The 24,499-nt window shown below is 65.1% G+C and carries 22 protein-coding genes and 1 pseudogene; 2 read left to right on the forward strand and 21 right to left on the reverse strand.

All coding sequences use genetic code 11. The features are described from left to right. Positions 1-3 precede the first annotated feature (3 nt). Genes ACW179_RS02740 through ACW179_RS02785 form a run of 10 tightly spaced genes read right to left on the reverse strand, consistent with a single transcriptional unit; the run spans position 4 to position 8,621 of the window. Positions 4-390 carry a DUF8776 family protein gene (locus ACW179_RS02740; RefSeq protein WP_492062728.1) on the reverse strand — a complete coding sequence of 129 codons (387 nt, stop codon included), beginning with the start codon at positions 388-390 and terminating at the stop codon, positions 4-6. A gap of 5 nt (positions 391-395) precedes the next feature. After that, complete coding sequence (locus tag ACW179_RS02745; RefSeq protein ID WP_492062730.1) at positions 396-962, reverse strand: chemotaxis protein CheD; 567 nt, start codon at positions 960-962, stop codon at positions 396-398. Beyond that, entirely contained in the window at positions 959-1,348 is a 390-nt protein-coding gene (locus ACW179_RS02750; RefSeq protein WP_492062732.1) for a response regulator, read from the reverse strand. The genes ACW179_RS02745 and ACW179_RS02750 overlap by 4 nt, the downstream gene beginning before the upstream one ends. Before the next feature lie 4 nt (positions 1,349-1,352). After that, the gene (locus tag ACW179_RS02755) at positions 1,353-2,381 is read right to left on the reverse strand and encodes a protein-glutamate methylesterase/protein-glutamine glutaminase (RefSeq protein ID WP_492062734.1); all 1,029 of its coding nucleotides are present in this window, start codon (positions 2,379-2,381) and stop codon (positions 1,353-1,355) included. Next, positions 2,381-3,256, reverse strand: a complete 876-nt coding sequence (locus ACW179_RS02760; protein WP_492062736.1) for a CheR family methyltransferase — start codon at positions 3,254-3,256, stop codon at positions 2,381-2,383. Before ACW179_RS02760 ends, ACW179_RS02755 begins: the two co-directional genes overlap by 1 nt. Further along, complete coding sequence (locus ACW179_RS02765; RefSeq protein WP_492062738.1) at positions 3,256-3,723, reverse strand: chemotaxis protein CheW; 468 nt, start codon at positions 3,721-3,723, stop codon at positions 3,256-3,258. Before ACW179_RS02765 ends, ACW179_RS02760 begins: the two co-directional genes overlap by 1 nt. A 3-nt stretch (positions 3,724-3,726) precedes the next feature. Then, complete coding sequence (locus ACW179_RS02770) at positions 3,727-5,964, reverse strand: chemotaxis protein CheA (RefSeq protein ID WP_492062740.1); 2,238 nt, start codon at positions 5,962-5,964, stop codon at positions 3,727-3,729. A 46-nt stretch (positions 5,965-6,010) separates the two neighbouring features. Further along, on the reverse strand, positions 6,011-6,376 hold the full coding sequence (locus ACW179_RS02775; protein ID WP_492062742.1) for a response regulator: 366 nt from the start codon (positions 6,374-6,376) through the stop codon (positions 6,011-6,013). Further along, complete coding sequence (locus ACW179_RS02780; protein ID WP_492064245.1) at positions 6,373-6,660, reverse strand: STAS domain-containing protein; 288 nt, start codon at positions 6,658-6,660, stop codon at positions 6,373-6,375. Before ACW179_RS02780 ends, ACW179_RS02775 begins: the two co-directional genes overlap by 4 nt. After that, entirely contained in the window at positions 6,657-8,621 is a 1,965-nt protein-coding gene (locus tag ACW179_RS02785; protein WP_492062744.1) for a methyl-accepting chemotaxis protein, read from the reverse strand. The genes ACW179_RS02780 and ACW179_RS02785 overlap by 4 nt, the downstream gene beginning before the upstream one ends. A gap of 336 nt (positions 8,622-8,957) precedes the next feature. On the opposite strand from ACW179_RS02785, the gene ACW179_RS02790 reads away from it, so the two are divergent. Continuing rightward, positions 8,958-9,269 (forward strand): energy transducer TonB, encoded by a 312-nt coding sequence (locus tag ACW179_RS02790; RefSeq protein WP_062143593.1) that lies wholly within the window; start codon positions 8,958-8,960, stop codon positions 9,267-9,269. 150 nt (positions 9,270-9,419) lie between these two features. Here ACW179_RS02790 and ACW179_RS02795 read toward each other — a convergent pair whose 3' ends face one another. The 5 genes from ACW179_RS02795 to ACW179_RS02815 all read right to left on the reverse strand — a co-directional run bounded on the left by ACW179_RS02795 (position 9,420) and on the right by ACW179_RS02815 (position 16,196). Beyond that, positions 9,420-11,015 (reverse strand): methyl-accepting chemotaxis protein, encoded by a 1,596-nt coding sequence (locus tag ACW179_RS02795; RefSeq protein WP_492062746.1) that lies wholly within the window; start codon positions 11,013-11,015, stop codon positions 9,420-9,422. Between the two features lie 162 nt (positions 11,016-11,177). Further along, on the reverse strand, positions 11,178-12,326 hold the full coding sequence (locus ACW179_RS02800; RefSeq protein ID WP_492062748.1) for an acyl-CoA dehydrogenase family protein: 1,149 nt from the start codon (positions 12,324-12,326) through the stop codon (positions 11,178-11,180). Positions 12,327-12,396: 70 nt separating this feature from the next. Then, on the reverse strand, positions 12,397-14,685 hold the full coding sequence (locus ACW179_RS02805; protein ID WP_492062750.1) for a S8 family peptidase: 2,289 nt from the start codon (positions 14,683-14,685) through the stop codon (positions 12,397-12,399). A gap of 240 nt (positions 14,686-14,925) precedes the next feature. Then, positions 14,926-15,957 (reverse strand): putative sulfate exporter family transporter, encoded by a 1,032-nt coding sequence (locus tag ACW179_RS02810; protein ID WP_492062752.1) that lies wholly within the window; start codon positions 15,955-15,957, stop codon positions 14,926-14,928. After that, on the reverse strand, positions 15,954-16,196 hold the full coding sequence (locus ACW179_RS02815) for a DUF6356 family protein (RefSeq protein WP_492062754.1): 243 nt from the start codon (positions 16,194-16,196) through the stop codon (positions 15,954-15,956). The genes ACW179_RS02810 and ACW179_RS02815 overlap by 4 nt, the downstream gene beginning before the upstream one ends. Before the next feature lie 122 nt (positions 16,197-16,318). On the opposite strand from ACW179_RS02815, the gene ACW179_RS02820 reads away from it, so the two are divergent. Next, entirely contained in the window at positions 16,319-16,786 is a 468-nt protein-coding gene (locus tag ACW179_RS02820; RefSeq protein WP_492062756.1) for an Lrp/AsnC family transcriptional regulator, read from the forward strand. A 616-nt stretch (positions 16,787-17,402) separates the two neighbouring features. On the opposite strand, the gene ACW179_RS02825 is transcribed toward ACW179_RS02820, so the two are convergent. The 6 genes and pseudogenes from ACW179_RS02825 to ACW179_RS02850 form a co-directional block, all read right to left on the reverse strand. After that, positions 17,403-19,850, reverse strand: coding sequence for a hypothetical protein (locus tag ACW179_RS02825; RefSeq protein ID WP_492062758.1), 2,448 nt, complete (start codon positions 19,848-19,850; stop codon positions 17,403-17,405). A 1-nt stretch (position 19,851) separates the two neighbouring features. Beyond that, positions 19,852-20,421, reverse strand: a complete 570-nt coding sequence (locus ACW179_RS02830) for a hypothetical protein (protein WP_492062760.1) — start codon at positions 20,419-20,421, stop codon at positions 19,852-19,854. Beyond that, complete coding sequence (locus ACW179_RS02835; protein ID WP_492062762.1) at positions 20,418-21,059, reverse strand: hypothetical protein; 642 nt, start codon at positions 21,057-21,059, stop codon at positions 20,418-20,420. The genes ACW179_RS02830 and ACW179_RS02835 overlap by 4 nt, the downstream gene beginning before the upstream one ends. A gap of 178 nt (positions 21,060-21,237) precedes the next feature. Continuing rightward, positions 21,238-21,398 (reverse strand): annotated as a pseudogene (locus tag ACW179_RS02840) (TetR/AcrR family transcriptional regulator); the annotation flags it as partial. Between the two features lie 76 nt (positions 21,399-21,474). Further along, positions 21,475-21,993 carry a DUF6702 family protein gene (locus ACW179_RS02845; protein ID WP_492062764.1) on the reverse strand — a complete coding sequence of 173 codons (519 nt, stop codon included), beginning with the start codon at positions 21,991-21,993 and terminating at the stop codon, positions 21,475-21,477. After that, complete coding sequence (locus ACW179_RS02850; RefSeq protein WP_492062766.1) at positions 21,990-24,422, reverse strand: M1 family metallopeptidase; 2,433 nt, start codon at positions 24,420-24,422, stop codon at positions 21,990-21,992. Before ACW179_RS02850 ends, ACW179_RS02845 begins: the two co-directional genes overlap by 4 nt. Between the last annotated feature and the right edge of the window lie 77 nt (positions 24,423-24,499).

Below are 24,499 nucleotides of genomic sequence, written 5' to 3' on the forward strand. Positions count from 1 at the left end.
CGCCTAGAAGAAATCGAGCTCGCCCGCCTCGACACCCCAGCCTGCGCTTTCGCCGTCCGCGCGCAGGCGCACGACCAGGTCCGCCAGGCCAAGACCTTCGAGAAGGGGCTCTATCGACAGGCTCCATTCGCCAGACGCATGCTGGCTGATCCGCTGCAGCACGTCCGACAGACCATGGAGGCGCTGGCTCAGTTCATCGAGCGCCTGCAGGCGCGAGATGTTCTCCAGGGCGGCGCCGCCCTGGGCCAGATCGCCGGCGATATGTTCGCAATCGCGGCAGACCGCCGCCGCCGACATCAGCTCGGCCGCGAGTCGGCGCGAGAGCTCGCCCACCGGAAGCAGGTGATCCGGCGTGACGATGGCAGATGTCGCATTCGGCGTGGCGGTCATGTGGATCAGAACAGCTCCAGATCGCCGCCGGACGAAGCCGGCATCGGTGCAGGGGTAGGACGGCGGACGTCGCTCGGCGCGTTGTCGACCGCGACGAGGCGCTGACGCACGCGGCCCGTAGCCGGCCAGAACTCGACGCGACGCGCTGAAACACCGCCCGTGCTGGACGAGACGATCGGAATGCCTTCGTCGCGCAGGAAGCGCTCGGCAAAGGCCGCATTGCTGGCGCCCACGTCTGAAAGACCTTCAAACAGCTTGCCGCCGCCGAAGATCTTGGCCTCCAGGCGCTCGCGTCGGGCGCCGCGCTTGAGCAGGCCGTTGATCAGCAGCTCCATCGAATAGGCCCCGTAGCGAACGGCGTCTCCGTCGCGACGGCCATCACCCGAGTCGGGCAACAGAAAGTGATTCATGCCGCCGATACCCGTGCTGGGATCGCGCAGGCAGGCAGCGATGCACGAGCCGAGCACTGTGGTCATCACCACATTGGGGTCTGACGACACATGGCTTTCGCCCTGGGTGACGTGGACCTTGACCGAGCGTTCGAGATCGTCGTGAGGATGGCCTGTCGTCATGTCAGTTGTCCAAAGACTTGTTCGATCTTTTCCTTGAGGCCCTGAACGGTGAACGGCTTGACGCAGTAGTTGTTGACGCCGAACTGCACCGCCCTTTGCACCAGCTCGCGGTCTGCCCGGCCGGTCAGCATGACGAAGGCCGTCTGCCGGATCGGCGGGTGCGAGCGCACAGCGCGCAGCAGGGCCAGACCATCCATCTTGGGCATGTTGAAGTCGGAAATCACCAGGTTGGCCGGCTTGGCCAGAAGGCTCTTGAGCGCCTCCTCGCCGTCCGGCGCCTCGCGGACGTCTTTGAAGCCGATCTGTTGCAGAGCATTGCGGATCAGCGCCCGCATTGTCAGCTGGTCATCGACGACGAGAACGGAAATTGTGCTTGCTTGGGGCATGGGTTCATCGCCTCGCGGAGGCCAGATCGAGAATGGATTGCCCCATGGAGGACAGGGAAACCTGCTTCTCCACGGCGCCGATTTCAAAGGCCGAGCGCGGCATGCCGTAGACGACACAGCTCTGCTCGTCCTGGCCGAGGGTCTTGGCCCCGGCCTTGCGCAGGGCCAGCAGACCCTGCGCGCCGTCGCGACCCATGCCGGTCAGGATCGCCCCGACCGCCTTGTCGCCAACGGCATTGGCCACCGAGTTGAACAGCACGTCCACTGATGGGCGGTGGCCACTGACCGGGTCGCCGGCGACCAGTCGGCAGCGCAGACCGGCCGAGCGGACGACCTCAAGGTGCGTGGCACCGCCTGGGGCGACATAAACCTTGCCCGGCTCCAGCAGAGCACCGTCCGTGGCTTCCTGCACCTTGGCGCCGCTGGCCCGGTCGAGCCGCGCGGCGAAGCTGGCCGTGAAGGTGGCCGGCATGTGCTGGGTGATCACCGTCGGCGGGCAGGTCTCGGGGAACAAGGTCAGGATCTGCAGCAGGGCCTCGACCCCGCCCGTAGACGAACCGATCGCGATCACGTCGCCCGACGGCATGTAGCCAGCCTTGCGCGCTGAAGCGGGTGCCATATCGGCCTTGGTGCGGACCGAGGCGCGCGCCGCGATCTTCACCTTGACGACGATCTCGGCCAGGGCGTCCTGGGTGCCCAGGGCGTCGGCAGGTTTGGCCACGCAGTCGATGGCGCCCAGTTCCAGAGCCCGCAGCGTCATTTCGGCGCCGGCCTGGGTCAGGGTCGAGACCATCACCACAGGCATCGGCCGCAGGCGCATGATCTTCTCGAGGAACTCGATGCCGTTCATGTTCGGCATCTCGATGTCGAGGGTGACGACGTCGGGATTGAGGGCCTTGATCATGCCCCGCGCCTCGAAGGGATCGCCGGCCGCGCCGACGACCTCGATACCCGGGTCGCGATTAAGGGCGGCGGTGATCAGGCCCCGCATGGTGGCGGAGTCGTCAACGACCAGAACGCGAATCTTGGCCATCAGCGACCTCCCACCTTGCGATAAGCCGTCAGGCCCGCACTTTCAAAGGCGGTGATCGAGGTCCCTACCCGTTCTGAGTGACCGACATAGAGCCGGCCGCCGGGCGCGACGAGCGGCGCAAAGCGGTTCCAGACGCGCTCCTGGGTCGGCTCGTCGAAATAGATGACGACGTTGCGGCAGAAGATGGCGTCGAACGGACCCTTCATCGGCCAGCTGGGACCGTTCAGGTTCAACTCGCGGAAGGCCACCATGCTGCGCGCGGCTTCCGACACGCGGAAGGCGCGGCGATCGCTGGGGTCGCGCTCGAAATGCTGGTTGCGGACGGCCGGCGGGATACCTTCCAGCAGGCTCTCGTCATAGACGGCGGCGCGACCGGTCGCGAGCACGTTGGTGTCGATGTCAGTGCCCAGGATCCGGATATCCAGGTCAGCGGCGTTGGGCCATACTGACAGCACCGTAAAGGCCATCGAATAGGGCTCCTGGCCCGACGAACTGGCCGCCGACCACAGGCGCAGACGGCCGCCGGCCCTGACCTTGTCGGCCATGGGCTCCAGGATGTTGGCGCGCAGGTCGTCGAAGTGATGCGGCTCGCGGAAGAAGCGGGTGACGTTCGTCGTCAGGGCCCGCAGCATTTCCTGCTGCTCGTCGACGCTGCTTTCCAGGGCGACGAAGGCGCAATACTCGGTGAAGGTCTTCATGCCCAGCGTACGCAGACGCTTGGCCAGGCGCGAATAGACCAGGGTCGCCTTGCTGTCGGGCAGGCTGATGCCGGCCTGATTGTAGAGCAGGGCCGCGATCTTCTTGAAGTCCTGGTTGGTGAACGCGAACTCGCCATCGACGATGGCCTGGCGTTCGGATGTTGAGGCGTGGGTCATCAGGCGGCCAGAGCCTCGCGGTCAGGTAGGATGCGGTCGAGCGAGATCTCGCTGATCATGCGGCCTTCGATCGAAATGATGCCGCGGACGAAGCTGCGAACGGAGTCACAGGCGACGTCGGGCGTGGGTTGAACCAGGTCGTCGGTGATGGACAGGATGTCGGACACCGCATCGACAAGCAGGCCGACCATGCGGTCGCCGGCCTGGACGACGATAAAGACGCTACGCACCGTCGGCTCGACCATCGGCATGCCCAGCCGGGCGGCCAGGTCCATGATCGGCAGCACGGCGCCGCGCAGGTTGATGACGCCGCGCATATAGCCCGGCGACTGGGGCAACGAGGTCGCGGGGCTCCAGCCCCGGATCTCGCGAACCGCCATGATGTTTACGCAATACTCCTGATCGCCGACCCGGAACGAGATCAGTTCCCGGCGTTCAGTGCTGACGGGGGCGGTGAGGTCGTTCATGACTTACTCCGCCGCGATCAGGGTGGGTTCGACAGGACGCGGCGACTCACGCCGGCGAAGGTTGATCACCGCATCGACGTCCAGGATGAGGGCCACGCGGCCGTCGCCCAGGATGGTCGCGGCGGCAACGCCCTCGACCTGCTGATAGTTCTGCTCCAGCGACTTGATGACCACCTGGCGCTGACCGTGGATGGCGTCGGCCACCAGGGCGGCGCGAGAGCCGTCCTCGCCCTCGACCAGCAGCACGACACCTTCGGTCGGCGACGGCGAGGTGGTGCGGTAGCCGAGCGCCAGGCCGACATCGATCAGCGGCACAAAGCTGTCGCGCACGGCCAGGACCGAGCCGACAGGGCCCAGGGGGCGCACTTCTTCAGGCTTGGGACGCAGGCTTTCGACAATAGCGGCCAGCGGCACGACCAGGGTTTCGCCGGCCACATCGACCACCATGCCGTCCAGAACGGCCAGGGTCAGGGGCAGGCTCAGCGTGAAGGTCGAGCCCAGGCCCGGACGCGAGGTGATCGAGATGCGACCGCCCAGAGCCTGGACCGAACGCTTGACCACGTCCATGCCGACGCCGCGGCCCGAGACGTCCGAAATCTTGTCGGCCGTCGAGAAGCCCGGCAGGAAGATCAGGTTGTCGATCTCTTCGTCGGTCAGCTGCAGGTCGGGAGCGATCAGGCCCTTCTTGACGGCGATCGACAGCACGCGCTCGCGATTGATGCCCTTGCCGTCGTCCTGGACCTCGATGACGATCCGGCCACTGCGGTGCAGGGCGGCCAGACGCACGACGCCTTCGGGGTTTTTGCCGGCGGCGCGACGCTCGTCAGGGCTTTCCAGCCCGTGGTCAATGGCGTTGCGCAGCATGTGGGTGATCGGATCGGACAGACGTTCGATGACCGTCTTGTCGACCTCGGTGTTTTCGCCGTCCATCACCAGACGGGCCTGCTTGCCCGTCATGTTGGCGACTTCGCGAACCAGGCGCGGCATGCGCTGGAACACCGACTTCACCGGCTGGGCGCGGATGGCCATGACACTGTCCTGGATCTCGCGGGTGAGCTGTTCCAGCTCATCCAGACCCATGGCCAGGTTCGAGGACGGGGCAATGCCGTATTCGCCGACGCGCTGCGCCAGCATGGCCTGGTTGATGACCAGCTCGCCGACCAGATCGATCAGGCGATCGATACGCTCGGGATCGACGCGGATGACCGACTGACCGGGTCCGGGAACATCGGCCTGGGTGACCTTGGCGGGCGCGGCGGCGGCCGGCGTCGGTGCAGCGGCGACGGGGGCGGCCACCGGGGCCGGAACCTCAACGACGGGAGCCGGCGCAACGGCGATGGGTTCGGGCGCCGGTTCGGGAGCGGCCTCGACGGCCGGAGGATCGATAGCGCTGAGCAGGTTCGCGAGGGCGGCCTCGACAGGCGCCTCGCCACGAACGATGTCCAGCTCGCAGTCGCCGTCGACGAATTCAAAGACCTCGCGGATGGCCTCTTCGCCCTCGTCAGTCTCGACGCGGACGCTCCAGGTGACATAGGCGGCCTCGGCGTCGAGGAATTCCAGCGTCGGCAGGGCGCTGTCATCCATGGTGGCGACGATGGGGCCAAGGCGGCTCAGTTCGCGCAGGAGAAGCGCGGTCTCGTTGGCCTTGCGGTAGAGGTCCGACTTGGGGCGGATCGATACCGTCCAGACGTTGTCGGGGATCAACTCGGCGTCGGCGGCCTGCGCGTCGATCGAGATCGTCATCGGCTGGAAGTCGAAGCCCAGGTCGTCGTCGTCCAGGGCGTCCGGATCGGCGGCGACCACCGCCGGGGCTGGCGCGGCCTCGGACACTTCTGCAACCGGCGGCGGCGCTGCCGACGGATCAGTCCAGGCCTTCAGCTCGGCGGCCATGGCGGCCGAGGCGGCCATGTCGACGTCACCCAGGCCACGAGCGGCGCTCACATGGTCGGCCAGCACGTCGGAAGCGCGCAGCATGACTGCGGCCAGGTCGACAGTGTTGGGGACCTCGTTGGAGCGCACCGCGTCCAGCAGGGTTTCGAAGACGTGGGCGAAACGGACCAGCGGCTCCAGGCCGAAGGCACCCGCGCCGCCCTTGATCGAATGCACGGCCCGGAAGACGGCATTGACAGTCTCAATGTCGCCGACGCCCTCCTGCATGGCCAGGAGCCCGCCTTCGAGGTCGGCGAGCAGTTCCTCGCATTCCTGAAAGAAGGTGACCTTGATGGCCTCTAGCTCGTCCATTCCCGCAGTTCCTTAGAGTTCAAGACGTCGTCTGTTGTTCGGGGTATCAGGCCGCGACGCGGCGGATGGCCTCGACCAGCTTCTCGGGATTGAAGGGCTTCACGATCCAGCCCGTCGCACCGGCTTCACGCGCCCGCTGCTTCTTGGTCGGGTCGCTTTCCGTGGTCAGGACCAGGATCGGGATGGCCCGATAGTCGTCGTCGACCCGAACCGCCTCGATGAAGCCAAAGCCGTCCAGCTTGGGCATATTGATGTCGGTGATGATGACATCGGGGCGATGAGCCGAGAGAACCTCAAGCCCATGCTCGCCGTCGACAGCCTCGACCACGTTGAAACCGGCGCCGGAGAGAGCCATGCGAAGCATGTCCCTCATGGTGCGAGAATCGTCGACCGTGAGGATCGTGCGCGTCACGATTTGACTCCATTAATGTCCGTCGAGAGAAGCGCCCCATCGGCGCCGAACAGACGGGTTGTTTCCAGGAAGGCCTCGGAAGGCCCGTTGATCGAAAAGGCTTTACCGTCGTCCGCCCAGGCCTTGCGGGCCGCGAGCAGAATCTGGAGGCACAGGCCGCCGAGGCGGCGGACCTGACCGGCGTCAACCTCGACCGGTCCGCCGCGATGCGACAGGAAGGCGGTCTTGAGCGGCCCTGCGGCCTTGAGGTCCAGTGTTTCAGGCAGCATCAGGGCAGCCATCAGAATTCCTCCCAGGAATCGGACGCCGGAGCGGCGGCGGTCGCCGCGCTACCGCGCGACGGCCTGGCGAAAGCGCCTAGCCTGGCCCGCTGTTCGGCAACCGGGTTGCGGGCCGGAGCGTGCTGGGCAGGATCGGCGGCGGCCGGACGGCTATAGCCCGACTGGCCATCGGTGACCCGGAACCGGGCCATCAGCCGCACCAGCTCGCCCGTCTCGCCCTTCAGGGAGTGCGTCGCTGCGGTCGATTGCTCGACCATGGCGGCGTTCTGCTGGGTGACCTGGTCCATCTGGTTGACGGCAGTGTTCACTTCATTGAGCCCCGTGGCCTGCTCGGCGGCGGAGGCCGCGATCTCGGTCACCAGAGCGTCGATCTCGCCCACCTTGACGACGATGCGTTGCAACGCTTCGCCGGTCTGGCCCACCAGGCTGACACCCTGGCTGACCTGTTGGGTCGAGGACGAGATCAGGGTCTTGATCTCCTTGGCCGCCTCAGCCGAACGTTGGGCGAGCGCCCGGACTTCCTGGGCGACGACCGCGAAGCCGCGGCCGGCTTCACCCGCACGGGCGGCTTCGACGCCTGCGTTCAGGGCCAAAAGGTTGGTCTGGAATGCAATCTCGTCGATCACGCCGATGATCTGGCTGATCTGCTTGGACGAGCTCTCGATCTGGCCCATGGCCGACACTGCCTGATGCACAACCTGGCCGGAATGCGTCGCTTCGCCACGTGTGGTCGAGACAACGTCTGAGGCCTGGCGGGCGCCTGCGGCGGTGCGGCGCACCGTGGCGGTCAGCTCGTCCAGTGCGGCGGCGGTCTCTTCCAGGCTGGCGGCCTGCTGCTCGGTGCGGCGCGACAGATCGTCGGAGGCATGGGCGATTTCGTCAGCGCCGGTCGACAGGCCGCTGGTCGAGGCGGCGATCACCTTCATCGTCTCCTGCAGCGAAGCCATGGCGCCGTTGAAGTCGTCCTTCAGCTTGCGGTAATCGCCGGGGAAGTCGGCGTTGACGCGGAAGGTCAGGTCGCCCGAGGCCAGCTTTTCCAGGCCTTCGGCCAGGCTGCTGACCACCAGGGCCGATTCCCGGGCGATGGCGGCGGCGGCGGCCTCCTTGGAGCGGCGCTCGTCGGCAGTCATGGCGGCCGACTTTTCCTGCTCTGCGCGCATCTGCTCAAGATTCAGCTGGTTGTCGCGGAAGACCCTCAGCGAGCGGACGATCGCGCCCAGCTCGTCCAAGCGGTGCATCTTCTCGAGGTCAATGTTGTTGTCGCCGTTGGACAGACGCTCGGTTGCGCCGGCGATATCCGCGATCGACTTGCGGACATTCATCACGGTCAGGAACGCCAGCGCGCCCACGGCGCCCAGGGTGACAAGCGACAGGATGATGGTGAGGCTCGTTGCGGCCGCAGCCTCCGCCTTGTGCTGGTCGGCGGTGACAATTGCGCGAGCGGCGGCGTCATCGACCACCTTCTGTAGCTGCACAGCCATCTTGACGTACTGGTCTTCGAAGCTGCCTGCAAAGCTCATGGCCATGCCCGTATCGACATCGACCATGCCGCTCACCGTGTCGACGGCGCTGCGGCACTCGGCCAGGGCCTTGACCAGGGCGGCGATCTTGGGACGCTCCGAGGCGGGCAAGCGCGCCTCAAGGGCCTTCATGTCCTTGCCCAGGGTGTCGAAGTCAGCGATCAGCTCGGTGATGCGGGGACCGGCGGCGGGGGCCATCGGATCGGCCTTCGAGGCCAGGATCTGATACAGCTTACCGTGCGCATCGGTAATGCGAAGCGACAGCGACTGGATGTCACTGTTGATCTTCATGTCCTGTTCGACGACCTGACGCAGGGCGTCAGACTGGCTCTTCTGCACGACGACTGCACCGCCGGCCATCAGGGCCAGCATCAGAAGTGCGAAAGCCGGCGCGAAGCCGATCTTGATAATCAGTGGCAGATCGACGAGTCGAAACCGCTTCATACTCTGGTCCCCTCCAACCAGCGGTCCGTGCCCACGGATCGCCAACAAGCAGGAGTGATCATCACGATAGAGTCCTAACAGACTCTGACCTTGGTTAAGAGAAACTGGATTTGGGTAGGTCAGGCGCTGTCCAAAGGGACGATTGGTCGCAGCCCTCGGCGAGAAACTGCTCTGAAGGCTAGCCGGCGCCGTTAAGACGTTCGTAAGGTTAGTGTAAAGTAAATTTTCAGTATCCGCGAGGCAATTAGAATATTTTAACTCACATCTGTGAAAACGGTTCTGCGTCCGGTTGGCGCATCGTCCACAGGGCGAGAATTCATTACTAGGAGCAGCGGGATGAAATATCCGATCGCTTTTGCCGCGGGAATCGCTGGCAGCTTTTTCATCGCCCAAGCCGCCTCGGCAGCCGGCGGCTTCGAAGACCAAATGAGCCGTTGCTTGCAGCAATACGCCAATACGCGCGACGCAGCGCAGGTGATGCTGGAATGCACCGCTGACGCCGGCAAGCTTTCTGAGTGCAAGGTTGTCGACAACAGCGCGGCCGGCAAGGGTTTCGACAAGGCTGCCATGTGCATTGCTGAAAAGCTGCCGATGGGCGCCAAGACCGGCACCGTGAAGGTTCCGTTCCGCTTCCCGGGCGGCGCGTAAGCCTGACACTCTGCTTTCGGGGGTGCGAACACACCTCCGCGGACCAGGACGAAAGCGCGTCTCACCGACCGCTTCGCGCCTGGCCTGCGGGGGCGTTTTGCTATGCGTGTAAACCCGCATGCAGCGACGCCGTCTGGCGTCGCACTCGCCTCAGAATTCCTCCCAGTCCTGACGCACTGCGGTCGCCGCGCCGCTACGTGAGCCGGGACGGGCCGTGCCTCCCGGGCGGCTGGCTGCGGGGGCCGACGCGCGAGCCGGGGCTGACATCGGCGCCGGCTTGGGCGCTGCGCGTGATCCGCTGACGCGGAAGGCTGAAATGAGCCCTACCAGCTCGGCGGTCTGCCCCTTCAGGGAATGGGTCGCCGCCGTCGTCTGCTCAACCATCGCAGCGTTCTGCTGGGTGACCTGGTCCATCTGATTGACGGCTGTATTGACCTCATTGAGTCCCGTGGCCTGTTCCTGGGCCGAGGCCGAGATTTGCACGATCAGACCATCAATCTCGGCGACCTTGGCGACGATGCCGCGCAGGGCCGCGCCGGTCTGGCCGACCAGTCCGACCCCGGCCTCGACCTGGCGGGTCGAGGCGCTGATCAACGTCTTGATCTCCTTGGCCGCCTCCGCCGAGCGCTGGGCCAGGGCCCGCACTTCCTGGGCGACGACCGCGAAACCCCGACCGGCTTCGCCGGCGCGGGCCGCTTCAACCCCGGCGTTCAGGGCCAGAAGGTTGGTCTGGAAGGCGATCTCGTCGATCACCCCGATGATGTTGCCGATCTCGCGCGACGAGGTTTCGATCTCACCCATGGCCGCGACGGCCTGGTTGACGACCACGCCGGACCGTTCAGCCTCGGACTTTGCGCCGGCAACCACCTCGGAAGCCTGCTGGGCGTCTGCGGCGGAACGTCGCACCGTTGAGGTGATCTCGTCGAGGGCGGCGGCGGTCTGCTCCAGACTGGCCGCCTGTTGCTCGGTTCGGCGCGACAGATCATCAGCCGCGACGCCAATTTCATCGGAGCCAGAGCGGATGCCATCGGTCACACCGGTGATGCGTGACATGGTCTGCTCCAGAATGCCGACCGCATTGTTGAAGTCGTCCTTCAGCTTCTGGAACTCGGGGGTAACGTCGGCGGCCAATCGGCCCACCAGGTCGCCCTGGGCCAGGCGATCCAGGGCGTCCCCCAGCGCGGCGACCACCGCATTCTGGGCCGTTTCGTTGGCGATGCGCACCTGTTCCAGGCGCTCGCGCTCGGCCTGGATGGTTTCAAGATAGATCGAGATGGCGAAGTCCATGTCCAGCATGACCGCCTTCATCAGGGCGCTGACGGCTTCACCCGCCTTGCCGGAATCGCCCTTGGACATCATGCTCCGGGGCCACATCGAGTCGATGGTCGCGCGGATCAGATGATCCGAGACGATAGCATAGCCGCCGATATACCAGCGCGGCTCCAGCCCGATACGGGCATGGACCTGACCTATAGTGCGTACGGCGTCGACATAGGTCCTGCTGAAATCGCCTTGGGCAATAACGTCCCAGTGCGCTGCCTGGCGGCTCCCGGCGGCGTCCATGTGCCGCTCATCATTGAAGAACTTGCGGGTCTCGGGCGTGGCCTTGACCTTGTCGTAGAAGGCCTTCAGCGCGGGGCCGATCTCCTTGCGGATGATCGGGCGAAGATCGCGCAAGGCGGCCTTGGCCCGATCGTCCAAACCCATGAACGCGGTTCTTTCACTGGCAGCGTGATCCTGGCTCATGATGGCGTGTTCCCGACTGATTTGACGGGACCAAAGCTCTGCCTTCATACTTAACACACGATTAAGTACTCAAGCATCCAGTGCGACAGGACGACGCACTCGCCGATTGGTGGTTTCAGACAAAAGCCGATCTGGACTTGCCAGAATACTGGCAAAACGCCCTTAGCCGCCCTGCTTCATGGTCTCTCGGGCAATAACCACCTGCTGGATCTGGCTGGTGCCCTCGTAGATTCGGAAAATACGGACGTCGCGGTACAGGCGTTCGATCCCGTAGTCGGCGACATAGCCCGCGCCGCCGAAGATCTGCACCGCCCTATCGGCCACCCGGCCGACCATCTCGGACGCGAACAGCTTGGACGCCGCAGCCTCCAGGGTGACGCCCTGCCCGGCGTCGCGCTTGCGGGCGGTCTCCATCACCAGCGCCCTGGCGGCCAGGGCCTCGGTCTTGCTGTCGGCCAGCATGCCCTGCACCAGCTGGAAGTTCGAGATCGCCTGGCCAAACTGCTTGCGCTCGCCGGCATAGGCCACGCAGTCCTTGATCAGCCGCTCGGCCACCCCCACGCAGACGGCGGCGATGTGCAGGCGGCCCCGATCCAGCACCTGCATGGCCACCTTGAAGCCCTCGCCCTCTTCGCCCAACCGGTTCCAGGCCGGCACGCGAACATTCTCGAAGGTCACGTCGTGGATGTGGGCCCCCTGCTGGCCCATCTTCTTCTCGGGCTTGCTGACGCTGAGACCCGGCAAGCCGCTGGGCACCAGGAAGGCCGAGACGCCCGAGCCGCCCTTGGAATCGGGATTGGTCCGCGCCATCACCGTGAACAGCGAGGCTTTGCCGGCATTGGTGATGTAGCGCTTGGAACCGTTCAGCACATAGTCGTCGCCATCGCGGGTGGCGCGGGTCTGGACCGAGCCGCTGTCAGAGCCGGCTTCCGGCTCGGTCAGGGCGAAGCTGGTGATGATCTCGCCAGACGCGATACCGGGCAGCCATTTGGCCTTCTGTTCGTCGGTGCCGAACATCACCAGCCCCTGACTTCCGATGCCGACATTGGTGCCGAATACCGAGCGGAAGGCGGGCGAGGCGCGGCCCAGCTCGACGCCGACCAGGCATTCCTCTTCCATGTTCAGGCCCAGTCCGCCGAACTCCTCGGGGATCGACAGACCAAACAGGCCAAGCCCTTTCATCTCGTCAATGACGTCCTGCGGCACCGCATCATCCTCGGCCACCTTGGCTTCGATGGGGCGCAGGCGGCCGGCCACAAAGCGGGCAACCATGTCGATCAGCTGATCGCGGGTTTCGAGGTCCAGGGCCATGGCGTTCCTTCCGGTGTCAAACACTTGTTTTGACGCGGACTGTAACTATCGAAGCCAGGAATGGAAGGGGTTAGAAGCGGCGTCGCCACAGGGCGCTGGCACCCAGCTCCGGCAGGGCGTCGGCGCGATGTCCAGGCTGGAAGGCCACCCCGCTGCGCAGCACCAGCTGACCGCCCTGCCCCAGCGAACGCTGCAGGCTGATCCGTAAGTCGATCTCGCGGCCGTCCGGCGCGGCGCTGAACCGGCGCGTCGAGAAGCTGTCGGGGTCATCATAGGCCAGCGGCACGTCGGCCAGATAGGCCTGGAAGCGGCCGCGCTCGATGCGCAGGGGCTGGGCGAGCTCGACACTGGCCTGATCGCAGGCCCAACCGAAGCCGGTGCAATCAAGGCTGGCGGCGAGGCGCCAGCTGCTGCTGACCGCGTCGGTGAGACCCAGCACTGCACCATCTGCCTGACTGCGCCCCAGGGCGGCTTCGGCGCGCAGGGCCAGCCGAGGCGAGATCGCCAGATCCAGCGCCGCCGCGCCATAGCGGGTGCGGGCCGGGCTCTCCAGAGTGGCGCCCGGTGTCACGAAGGCGCCCAACGGGCCCAGCGGCTCGTCCACCGTCCCGGCCGTACCGCTGAGCATGGCGCGGCCCAGCCTGAGCGTGGCAGTGGCCGAGGCGTAGCTGGAGGCGGTCAGTTCGGTCAGTTGCAGCGGCGCGCGCACCGTGGCGGCACCCTGCTCGGCCCCCAGGGTGAGCCGTCCCAGCCTGACGGCCGCCTGGGCTGTGCGGTCTGGCCTGGCCACGATCTGGAAGGCGTCGCGCCCACCAGGTCCCTCAGGCGCTGGCGCATCGCCCTCGCCCCTCCAGCTGGAAAAGCTGAACCGGCCAACCGAGGCCTGCATGTGAGCCGACCGCATGGGCTGCGTTGCCAACAGGGCGTCGACCGGACGCTGGCCCAGCGGAGCCTCGAACACCGGGGCCTCGACCTGAAAGGCCATCGCCGCCTTCGAGCCCGGTGCCGCCAGCACGAGGCTGGTCGAGGTCTGTATCGGCGCGCTGGTCACCGCCATCCCGCCGCCCCGGCGAGCAGGCAGGGCGTCCGCGAGGTCAATGGTGAACAGCCGGCGATAGTCGTCGCGGATGATGGTGCGCAGGCCGCCGGAGCGAACCAGGGCGTTGCCAAACGCCGCCCCGCTGGTCGTGCCCGGACCGCCTGACGCCACCGGCGCCGCGCCGCCGCCGGCCAGGGGCAGGCTGCTGGTCCCCACCGGCGCAAAGGCCCGCGTCAGGTCCAGCGCGCCTCGCCCATAGACCGCGTCCGTCCCCGTCGCGCCCCGGTCGGCGGCGGTGCGCAGCAGGATGTCGACGGCGTCGCGCCCGGAGATGTTGGGAAAGGCCTGCATCAGCAGAGCCAGGGCGCCGGCCACATGCGGTGCCGAGAACGAGGTGCCCGACACCCGCCAGCAACTGCCGGTCCCGCAGTCGGTGATCACGTCCTCGCCAGGCGCGGTGATGAAGCCGTTGGCGGTGACCCCGGCCCTGTTGGAAAAGCTGGATATCAGCCCGTCCTTGCCCGTGGCGCCCACTGCGATCACCGTGCCCAGGTAGCGCGGGTCGGTGGCGTAGCGGGCCGGCCAGCCGGGATCGGCCTCGCCGTCATTGCCAGAGGACGCGGCGATCACCAGTCCGGCCGCTGCGGCGCGGCTGAGGGCCGCCTCGAAGCTGGGGCTCAGCGGCGTTTCCCCGCCCAGGGACAGGTTGATGACCCGCGCCCCTCTGGCGATGGCGTAGTCGATGCCGCGCGCCAGATCCGAAGAGCGGAACTTGCAGTCCTTGTCGCACGAGGTGGCGTCGCCCGCCGTATCGTCGGCCCGGATCGAAAGGATGGTCGACTGGTAGGCCACGCCGATCGTGCCCGTGCCGTTGAAGCGCGCCGCGATCACGCCGGCCACCCGTGTGCCGTGGCGATCGACGCCCGCCGGGGTTGACCGGCTGGTCAGGATGTCGGTCGAGGCGCTCGAGATCGCCCCGGCCAGGTCGGGCTGGGTGGTGTCGATCCCCGTGTCGATCACCGCCACGGTGATGCCGGACCCCGTCGCCCCCAGATTATAGGCGACCTCGGCATGGATGGCCGCCAGGCCGAAGTTTCGCAGATATTCGCCGCTGGTGACGCTGGGGGGCGGAGGCGGAGGCTGCGGAGGTGGAGGTGGAGGTGGAGGTGGCGGTGGCGGGGCAGGCGGAAGCGGGGTGGTGACGCCGGTCGATGGACCGCCCCCGCCGCCCCCACCGCCGCCGCAAGCGGCCAGAAGCAGGGCGGCGGCCAAAACCATCGCCGAGGGGCCCTTGAGCGGGGTCTTGTCGAAGATGGTCATGACCGCATGCTCAGGGTCTTCTTCAGCGGATGGCCGTCATGACCCGCTGCAATGGCGTCGATGGACTTGCTCAGCGTCCAGAAGCTCAAGGCCCTTCCCCCCGACTTTTGTCAGCGACCATGGGCCGGGACGCTCGCCGCGCCAAGAGGGAGCGGACGATGGCGGAAAAACGCCGCAGGCCGGCCGCATTTTTTCGGGGCTCTTCCGGAGGCTTCAGCGCCCGCCTTGAAGAAATCCGCCCTAGAAGAACAGCCGCGTCAGGCCATAGGCGAGGCCCGCCACGGCCAGGGTCGAGAGACCCAGCGCCGCCGCCAGCCGGGGCTTGACCTCCAGCAGGGCCGCAGGGCCAAGCCGGGCCGAGATAGCCCCGACGCCGGCCAGCAGCAGGAAGCTCGACGTCGCGGCCAGGGCGGAGACCAGGGCCGGTGGCAACAGGCCAAGGCCGCGCAGGGCGGCCAGGGCAGCAAAGCCCAGCACGAAGGCCGGCGGGGCCTTCAGTCCGGCCCGGGCAGTGCCGGGTTGGGCGACACCGGGCTGGGCGCGCATCAGCAGCACGCCGATCAGCAGCACCGCCGGGCCCAGCCAGACGATCCGGGCCAGCTTGGCCAGGGCCGCCGCCCCCGCCGCTTCGGGCGACACCGAGGCCCCGGCCCCCGCCACCTGGGCGACGTCATGGATCGACAGGCCAAAAAACACGCCGGCCTGATGGGCGGTCAGGCCCAGGGCATGGGCCAGGGGCGGATAGGCCAGCATGGCCAGGGTGGAGAGCAGATTGACCCCGATGATCACCAGGGCCGTGGTGCGCTGGTTGGCGGGGCTGGCCGGCGCGGCCTGGGAGGCGGCGAGCGCCGCCGAGGCACCGCAGATCGAGCAGGCGGCCGCCGCGATCAGGGCCTCGGCCAGGGGCAGGCCGACGGCCATGCCGACCAGCGCGCCGACGCCCAGCCCGCCCAGCACGACGGCGCCGCTGGCCAGGATGGCCGGACCGCCGAGCAGGGCAAACTCGCTCCAGGTGATCTGGGCCCCCATGAAGGCCACGCCCAGCCTCAGGCCCGGCTTGGCCCAGACATCAAGCCCGGCGGACAGCCGGGCGCCCAGGCCCAGAGCCCCGACCGCCATGCCCAGCGCGACGGCCAGCAGGGGCGCAGGCAGATGCAGCAGCTGAGCCAGGGGCTTGGCCAGCGCGGCGATCGCCAGGCCCGCCAGCAGGCCCGGCCACAGCGTGCCGAGCTCCAGCCGCCCCCCGCCCAGCCGGGAGATGGCGGCGTTCATCCGGCGACGGGCTCGGCGGGCGCAGCCGGCTGAGCCAGGGCGCAGCGGCGGCCCAGCCGCTCGTGCAGTCGCCGGACGGTGTCGCTGCCCGTCCGCTCGAAGGCAAACGGCAGCAGGCCGTGCACCAGGCAGGCCAGGCCCGCGCCGATCAGGGTGAAGCCAAAGCCGAAGGCCACGCCCATGTGCTGGCCATAGGTCTCGCCGACCGTCTCGGGATGGTGGGTGAAGGATTTCAGCATGGCGGCCCCCAGCGTCTGTTGAGGCCTGTCAGCATGACGCCGTCGCGAGGAATGGCATTACTGGATGCCCTGCCCTTTTCCGATTATGGAGAACCTCATTCTCGAAACGGGCAAAAGCGAAGATGATTGATCTCGATCATATCGACCGCAGGCTTCTGGCGATCCTGCAGGAGGATGCGACCGTGGCCATCGCCGAACTGGCCGAGCGGGTCGGTCTGAGCCAGACGCCCTGCTGGAAGCGGGTCAAGCGGCTGCAGGACAGCGGCGTCATCACCGCCCGCGTCGCCCTGCTGGACCGCGACGCCCTGGACCTGTCGCTGACCGTCTTCGTGGCGGTCAAGACCGGCCGCCATGACGAGGCCTGGCTCAACACCTTCGCCGCCGGGGCCCGCGCCCTGCCCGAGGTGGTCGAGTTCTACCGCATGAGCGGCGAGGTCGATTACCTGCTGAAAGTCGTGGTCCGCGACATCGCCGCCTATGACCGCTTCTACAAACGCCTGATCGCCACCGCCCCGCTCACCGACGTGTCGTCCAGCTTTGCGATGGAGCAGATCAAGTTCACGACGGCCCTGCCGATCCAGACGTCCTGAACAGGCATGCGTTCGCCCCCTCGCGCCAAAGGCTGCGAGGATCGGGGAGGCGGCGGAGCGTCCGGGCCAGGCCCGGAGGTGTGTTTTAGGAGTACCGTTTCGGCCTGAGCCGGAGCGCTCCGCGCGGCTGGTGGACGAAAGCCTTCGGGGCGCGGGGTTTTAACCCGCTTCCGATCAGAGGCCCCAAAAAGCGGAGAGAGGGCGGGCGGAAGGGCAGCGACCCTCCCGGACCGCGCGAGCGATTTCAGCCCGCGCCTGGGGCGCCCCGTGGCCTGCCGACCCAGGCTGTTCCCTTCCCCGGCACAAGGCGCTCGCCTTCCCTGGAGGGACAGACCTCGCCTCGCAACCAGGCCCCGGGGGCCTGAACCGACAGCCGGCGGGACGCTCCCCGCTCAACCGCCCCCACCACGCATCCGGTCGCCGGCCGACGCCCTCCCCCGTGATGGAGCGAGGAGCAGTATGGGGGCGGTTTTGGGGGGTGTGCGTCGATTTTCGATCGTGACGCTGAGGGCGGGAGTTAGGGCGTTGAATTTGCTGGGACGGCGGGGTGGCTGTGCCCGAGAGGGGACGGGGATTGGGGGGCGATGGCAGCCAACAGGATCTGCCAAATCGCCCACTATTCTTCTTGATCGTCCTCGTCGTCGAAAACGATCTCAAGCTGGTGTTCCTGCTGTTCCAGCGAAATCTCGAAACCGTCGCGTCCGCCACTAAAGCGAACTGCTTTATCGGTGCCGGGAATCTTGAAAACGCGATCTCCGGCGATATTGAGCCTACCAAGGAGCGCAAACGGGATCCGCACGCGCTCCTTCGCATACTCCTCTCGCACTAGATCGTCGAAACTAACGTCACGAACGTCCACCACGGACTCGCCAGGCTTGGGGAGACTGGTTTCGAGCAAGAAAATACCCTTATCGAATCCCCCAACACGCTCGCGCTTTATGTTCGCGATCTCGACGACACGCTGCTCTTCGACGCCAGCTTGGTGCATCATTCCACGCAAGACCTCATATACGTCAGCTAGTTCTTCGGCCGTAGCCTCGGAACCTTCAGCAGAGATCAGTTCCTGCGCTTCTTCAATGAGCTTTCCAGTCAGTAACTGGAGAATTTCTCGGCTACCGAGATTGGCGTATACTACACGCTCATGCTTGGCGCTGACCCGTTCGGGAATCCGATCGCGCACAAGCTTATGGTATTTGATGCGGCTTCGGGTACGGAAAGACTTACGTTGGACGCGAAGGTAGACGCGCACCCGCCCCTTCAACTGGAAAAATGGGTGCGACAACGGTGATCCCGAATAGATCACCGACGCGTCGACCGCCTGAGCCATCTCAATAATCTTTTCGAGAAAGCTGGGTTCCCGGATCAGGTGCTCGCTCGGCTGTATATCCATACCCACCTGCAGACCGGGAGCGTGTTGGACGAAAGCGCGGCGAACCTCTTCCAGATCCTTCGGTTCCCTCACGTCAATGATGACGTGGTCCTTTTCGAGTGCAGTATCGAGATCAGGTTCAGAGTATTCGAATGTTCGGTACCACGGAAGCGAGAATGGAACACCGCTTTCGGACTCAACACCGGCGAACCACATTACGGCCACGCGCCGCGCTAGCTTAATTCCGATGGCATTTGTACGACGCGCGATATCAATTACTTCATGTGATCTCAAGCATTGGTGCCGAGCAATCGAATTCCGGATTTCTTTGAACGCCCATTGACCGTCGGCTTGAGGCCAGAGGAAATGAGACTTGTAGCTTGGATAGGCATTCACCTCTTCCGTTATAGTATGTACATCCCACGCGTCGTACGGATAGTATTGTAATGAGTCCGGAAGCCCCCAGTTGGCATGAACTTGAATATAGGGCGACTCAGGGTCATAAAGCGCCCACGCACCGGACCGAGCACCGATGAACTTGTGGAGAATGAACGCCCTCTGAGACAGCTCTTCTGGCTTGTCCGCCACTTCGGCCAATGCCTCTCTTATCCAGGCGAGGGCAGCTTCCGATGCCATGCACTTGCTGTTGCAGGGCAAATTGGTAGTCGATGTCGCCCCTGTCCGCCTACTCACCCGGATAATTCCCATGTCGCCGAACAGGGCGGCGTACTCGCCGGAAAGCGCAGCGGTCGCCGTTACGTTAGCGAGTGCTGTAGCCGCGTCCTCGTATGTAAACACGTAGAGCGCCTGAGGTAGCGGGGCGAACTCAGTCGATAGTTCATCAATGACTTTCAGTTTGTCCCAGGCATCGATGTCGCGCCTGTCCGGAGCCCTGAAGTAGGTCGCGACGCCCTTTTGGGGGGACAAGCGTGAGGTGATGAGCTGGTCCATAGGATTTACGCCGACCGCGTTATCCTGATCGAGGTCGCATTGCAGCAGGAAGACCTTGCCCTCGGCCGTAGCCCATTCGAGCAACATCCTGTCTCGACCCAGCGCAACGCCAAGATGGTCAATCAGCCACCGAACCGCCGATCCGAAAGTCCGGTCAATGTGCAATCCAGGCAGAATACGCAACTGGACACGGGTGTCTGCCGGCGCGTCCCTCTGAGAATTGAAGCGTTCAGGAGCTGTTCGTCGCCCGGCAATCTCCGAGAATCGGGACCACTGCTCCCTCGTTTTGGATAGGCTGTTGAGATTGCCCAACGTGCCCTTTTCACATTGCGTCAGGAACCGCTGAACGATCACCGCCACCTTCACTCCCGCGCGCTTGTGCAGGGCATCCGCACGAATTCGCAAGACTGTGGCGGCGATCTCCTCGGAACGAAGAGCCCCTTCGAAAGGGACGGACAGATAGGTACCCCTCTCCCAGATCGTTTCGCCGACAATGCTTGAGCGTAGTATTAGGGGGCGGCCGACAAGGGACTCCGGCAATTCCAGCGCCGGATCATCGCCATTCGCAAGCTGCTCGACCCACTCGACTGTCAGGATGATGTATTCAGGAGTCCACGCCGGCGGCAGACCGGCTAGAAATGCGCCCTTGGTGCCAAGCCGAGGCGCGTACTGCTCGATACGTGTCGATAAGATCGCATGGTCAGTGGGACAAAAGATAAGGTCTGACGCCCCGAACTCGGCCATACTACTTCTTTTCCACCTGCCCGAATATGGCGTTGGCAATGTTCGACAGCAGGCCGCTGACTCCATCGGCGAAGTAGCCAGCAAGGAATGCGAGAACTAGATCACGAGTCAGGGCCTCCACGACCGCGTCGCCAGCCTTCTGCCCGCCCATTAGGCCTGTCTGCATCAAGCCCAGCACGGTAAGCGCGTAGATGCCGCCGGTAAGCGGAACGAAGACCCTCCAAAGGAAACGATCTTGATGCCAAAGGCCCTTCGCGACCGAGTGCACTAGCCATTTGATCGCGAACGTTACGGCTCCAACGGATCCGACGAAAAAGACCAATAGATCATGTCGTCGCAAGTAGAGGATTGCCGTCTGGGGCGAGGCTCCGGCCGGGTATACTGGGTCGCTAACCAAGGCAAATACGAGCAGGGTCAGGAAGCCAAATATGGCGAGGTAGACACCTAGAATCTTAGCCTCTTGCCAGATTTGGCTGGAGATTTCCCCGTACTTAGTTTCCCAGTCCCATGGTTCGCGACCATCCGGCCGAAGGACCGGCGGCAAGGCACCTTTCTGATCGTCCTCACTCAAGCCGCCAACCCAAGCCGACGCTTCGACATGGCGACCGTTCGCCGAACATTGTCGTCAAATCGATGGGCCCGATAATCCCATTGGTCGGCGACGCCAGCTGCGGTCGCGATTAGCTTACGAAACCGCTGGGAAATCTCAGCCTTCGCCGGTTGTTCGAGAAGACGCTGTCCATTGCGCCACGCCAAATAGTAAGGTCGCGCACAATCTACTTCCATATGAAGAGAATCTAACGGCACGGAGATATCGGTCGCCTCCAGATCTGCCTCAATCCTTCGCCACAAAGTTTCTGCAAAGTTACTTTGCAGAAAGAGGACATGAAGGTGGGCGTGGTCCACGCCGCATCCCACGGCAGAATCCGCAACGGACGGACCATGTTCTAATACGACCGTCTCACAGTCGGCGCTAGCGAAGTCAGCCGACAGTTCATCAACGATCGCTTTGACTTCTTGGCGCGCGTCGGCGTCCTGCTGCGCATAATTCAGTGTGCATGCGCGAGGGACAATCAAAAGCCACTTAGGCACGATCATGCCAATCGTAGGGATAACCACGTTGTGGGATCCGCGCACGAGAGTTTGATTTTCAAGCTTTGCGCCCATCTCCACGGACAGCGCCTCAGCGAATCGTCTCACGCTCATCATGTCCGATCTCCCCTAACGACGCAGAGGAAGCATACCTGAATTCTGTGGTTCATTGGCTCACAAATGGCCCCCTCCACAAGCCCTTGCAAGGACACTCGGCTAGTCAGCATTACCCATTTTTGTTGGCGCGGTGGCAAAAAAAATTGAGCGGCCGGCCAATCCCCCCAGCCCCCCTCCAATCCGCCCAAAGATCCTGCACATCGCCCTTCCGGTTCAGCATGTGCGTCGCGCGCCTGATCACGGCCAGCAGGCGCTCGAGGTCGCCGTCTGCGCGTCGGTCAGGGTGAAGCGGGCCAAGTCGCGGCTGATCTGGAAGCGGGGCCCAAGCTGAGCCAGCAGAGCCTACACGCGACACCCGGCCTGGATCCCCGCTTTCGCGGGGAGCGCGGAGCTGATCGTCGAGTCCGACCCGGCCCTAAGGCGCGATGGGGGCCAGGGTCTGGGGGGTGCCGGCGTCGGCGCCGCTGAACACCAGGGTTCGGGTGACGCCCAGGCGGCGAATATTGACCTGGTTGACCTCGTCGCGATGGATATCGGCGAACATCGCCGCCCGCACCTCAATGGCGGCGCGGGTGTCTGCCTGCGGCGCCTGGCCGACATAGGCGAAGCGCACCTCGTGCTCGCCCAGCGTCAGGTCTCGCAGGGTCAGATCGACGGGGACGTCGTTGAGCTTCAGCGAGAAGGTCTGCTGCATGTAGGCCTTCAGGGCTTCGACGGCGTCGGGGTCGTCGAGGCTGGCCTGGGCGTCGGGGGCGATCTGGACCAGGGCCGGTTCGACGTCGTGGGTCGCGATCCGATGGCTGACCCTGACCCCGCCGGTTTGGGCGTCGATCTCCACGACGCTGAGCACGGCATGGCCGCGATGCGCGGCGGCCGGCAGCGGGGCCAGCATGAGGCCCAGCGCCGCGATGATGACGGCGGCCCGCGTGATCATTTGGCGCCCTCGTCCTTCTTGGGCTCTTCGGACGGCAAGGTTCCCAGGCCGCCCGGCTCGACCTTGAGATTGGCGTCCTTCATGCGGTTGGTCGCTTCCGTCGGCTTCTGGATCTTCAGGGTCGTGGGCGTGATGGTGCCCTCATAGATGTTGTTGCCGCGATCAGCGTCGGCGGTTTCCCACAGGGGGTCGATCTGGGCGCCCTTCAGGTCCTTGGTCGAGACATACTGCCAGGTGACCTGCTTTGAGTTCTTGCGCCAGATCTCGGCCGGGATGCGCACCGTCTCGCTGGAGCCGTCGGTGAAGTCCATCTTGACGATCACCGGCATCACCAGCCCGCCGATGTTGCGGAAGGTGAAGCGATAGAGGTTGTCCTTCAGGTCCTGGGCCGCCTGCTCTTCGGGCGTCAGGTCCTCGCGGGCGGTCTTGGCCTTCTTGCGCGCGCTGTCGAAGACCGCGAACTCGTCATTGGCGTTGTAGAAGTCGCGAACCTTGGGGTCGCGCTCGATGACCGTGGTGCCACTGTTGTTGGCGGCGGTGCGGGATTCCGGTTCGACGTCGTTGGCGGCCTTGCGGACGGCGGCTTCAACATCGGGATCACCGCTGTCGATCCGTGCCTTGACCACCTTGTCCAGCGCGATGTCGACATGGTCGGTCGAGTAGAACCAGCCGCGCCAGAACCAGTCCAGATCGACGCCCGATGACTCCTCCATGGTGCGGAAGAAGTCGTAGGGCGTGGGGTGCTTGAAGCGCCAGCGGTTGGAATATTCCTTGAAGGCCTGGTCGAACAGCTCGCGGCCCATGATCGTCTCGCGCAGGATCACCAGGGCGGTGGCCGGCTTGGAATAGCCGTTGGGGCCAAACTGGATCACCGAGTCGGACTGGGTCATCAGCGGCACCTGGTCCTGGCTGACCATGTACTCGACGATGTCCTTGGGCTCGCCGCGACGCGAGGGGAACTTTTCGTCCCACTGCATCTCGGCCTGGAATTCGAGGAAGCTGTTGAGGCCCTCGTCCATCCAGGTCCACTGGCGCTCGTCGGAATTGACGATCATCGGGAAATAGTTGTGGCCGACCTCGTGGATGACCACGCCGATCAGGCCGTACTTGGCGCGCTCGGTATAGGTCAGGGCGCCGGTCTTCTTGTCCTTCACCGGCCGCGGGCCGTTGAAGCTGATCATCGGATATTCCATCCCGCCGACCGGGCCGTTGACCGACTGGGCCACCGGATAGGGATAGGCGAAGGTGAAGTCCGAATAGACCTTCAGCGTGTGGGCGATCGACTTGGTCGAATAGGCGTCCCACAGCGGGCGGGCTTCCTTGGGGAAGAACGACATCGCCATGACGACCGGATGCTCGGCCCGGGGGTCGTCCTGCTTCACGCCCAGGGCGTCCCAAACGAACTTGCGCGAGCTGGCCCAGCCAAAATCGCGCACATTGCTGGCCTGGAAGATCCAGGTCTTTTCGGTGGTGGCCTTAGCCTTTTCGGCGGCCAGGGCCTCTTCGGGCGTCACCACATAGACCGGCTCGCTGGCGGTGCGGGCCCTGGCCAGACGCTCGCGCTGGGCGGCGCTCAGGACGGCGGCGGGGTTCTGCAGCACGCCGGTGGACGAGACCACGTGGTCGGACGGCACGGTCAGGGCGACCCGATAGTCGCCGAACTCCAGCGTGAATTCGCCGGCCCCGAGGAAGGCCTTGTTGTGCCAGCCTTCATAGTCGGAATAGACGGCCAGACGGGGGAACCACTGGGCACCCTCATAGATGCAGTTGCCGTCCTCGCCCTTGCCGGTGAAGCACTCATAGCCGCTGCGGCCGCCGACGACCTTGTTCTCGGCCATCGGCAGGGACCATTCGATCGTGAAACTGGTCTCGCCGCCATTGGCGCGCACGGCGGCCGGCAGATCGACGCGCAGCAGCGTGTCGACGACCTTGAACTTCAGCGCACGGCCCTGGGCGTCCTTCACCGACTTGATGGTGAAGCCGCCCTCCCATTCCTTGAAGCGCTGGATGCGGCGCACCTGGCCCAGGCTGATGCTGTCGCCCGAGACGGTTTCGGTCAGCTTGCTGATCGAGTCGCGCTTGTAGTCCTGGTCCAGCAGCAGCCACAGATAGGGCAGGCTGTCGGGCGAGTTGTTGCGATAGCTGATGGTCGCCTTGCCGGTCAGCAGCTTGGAGTCTTCGTCCAGGCGAACCGCGACGTCATAGTCGACCTTCTGTTGCCAGTAGCGATAGCCCGGCGCGCCTGAGGCGTTGCGGTAGTCGGTCGGGGTGGGCCAGTCCTCGCCTTCCAGCTGGCGAAACTTGTCGTCGAAGGGTGCCTTGGTCTGCTTGATGGCGTCAGCCTGGGCGACGGTGGTCAGCGACACGGCGAGCGCCGCCGCGACAACGCCGGCGACGGCGTAACGAATAGAACGCTTGGACAAGTTCAAAACCCCTTGGAGGCGACGGCCTATCCTAAAATCCCAAAACGAACTTGGCGAGCCGAGAACGGAAAGTCAGCCTGCTC

The organism is Caulobacter sp. AVps18 (assembly GCF_058681425.1).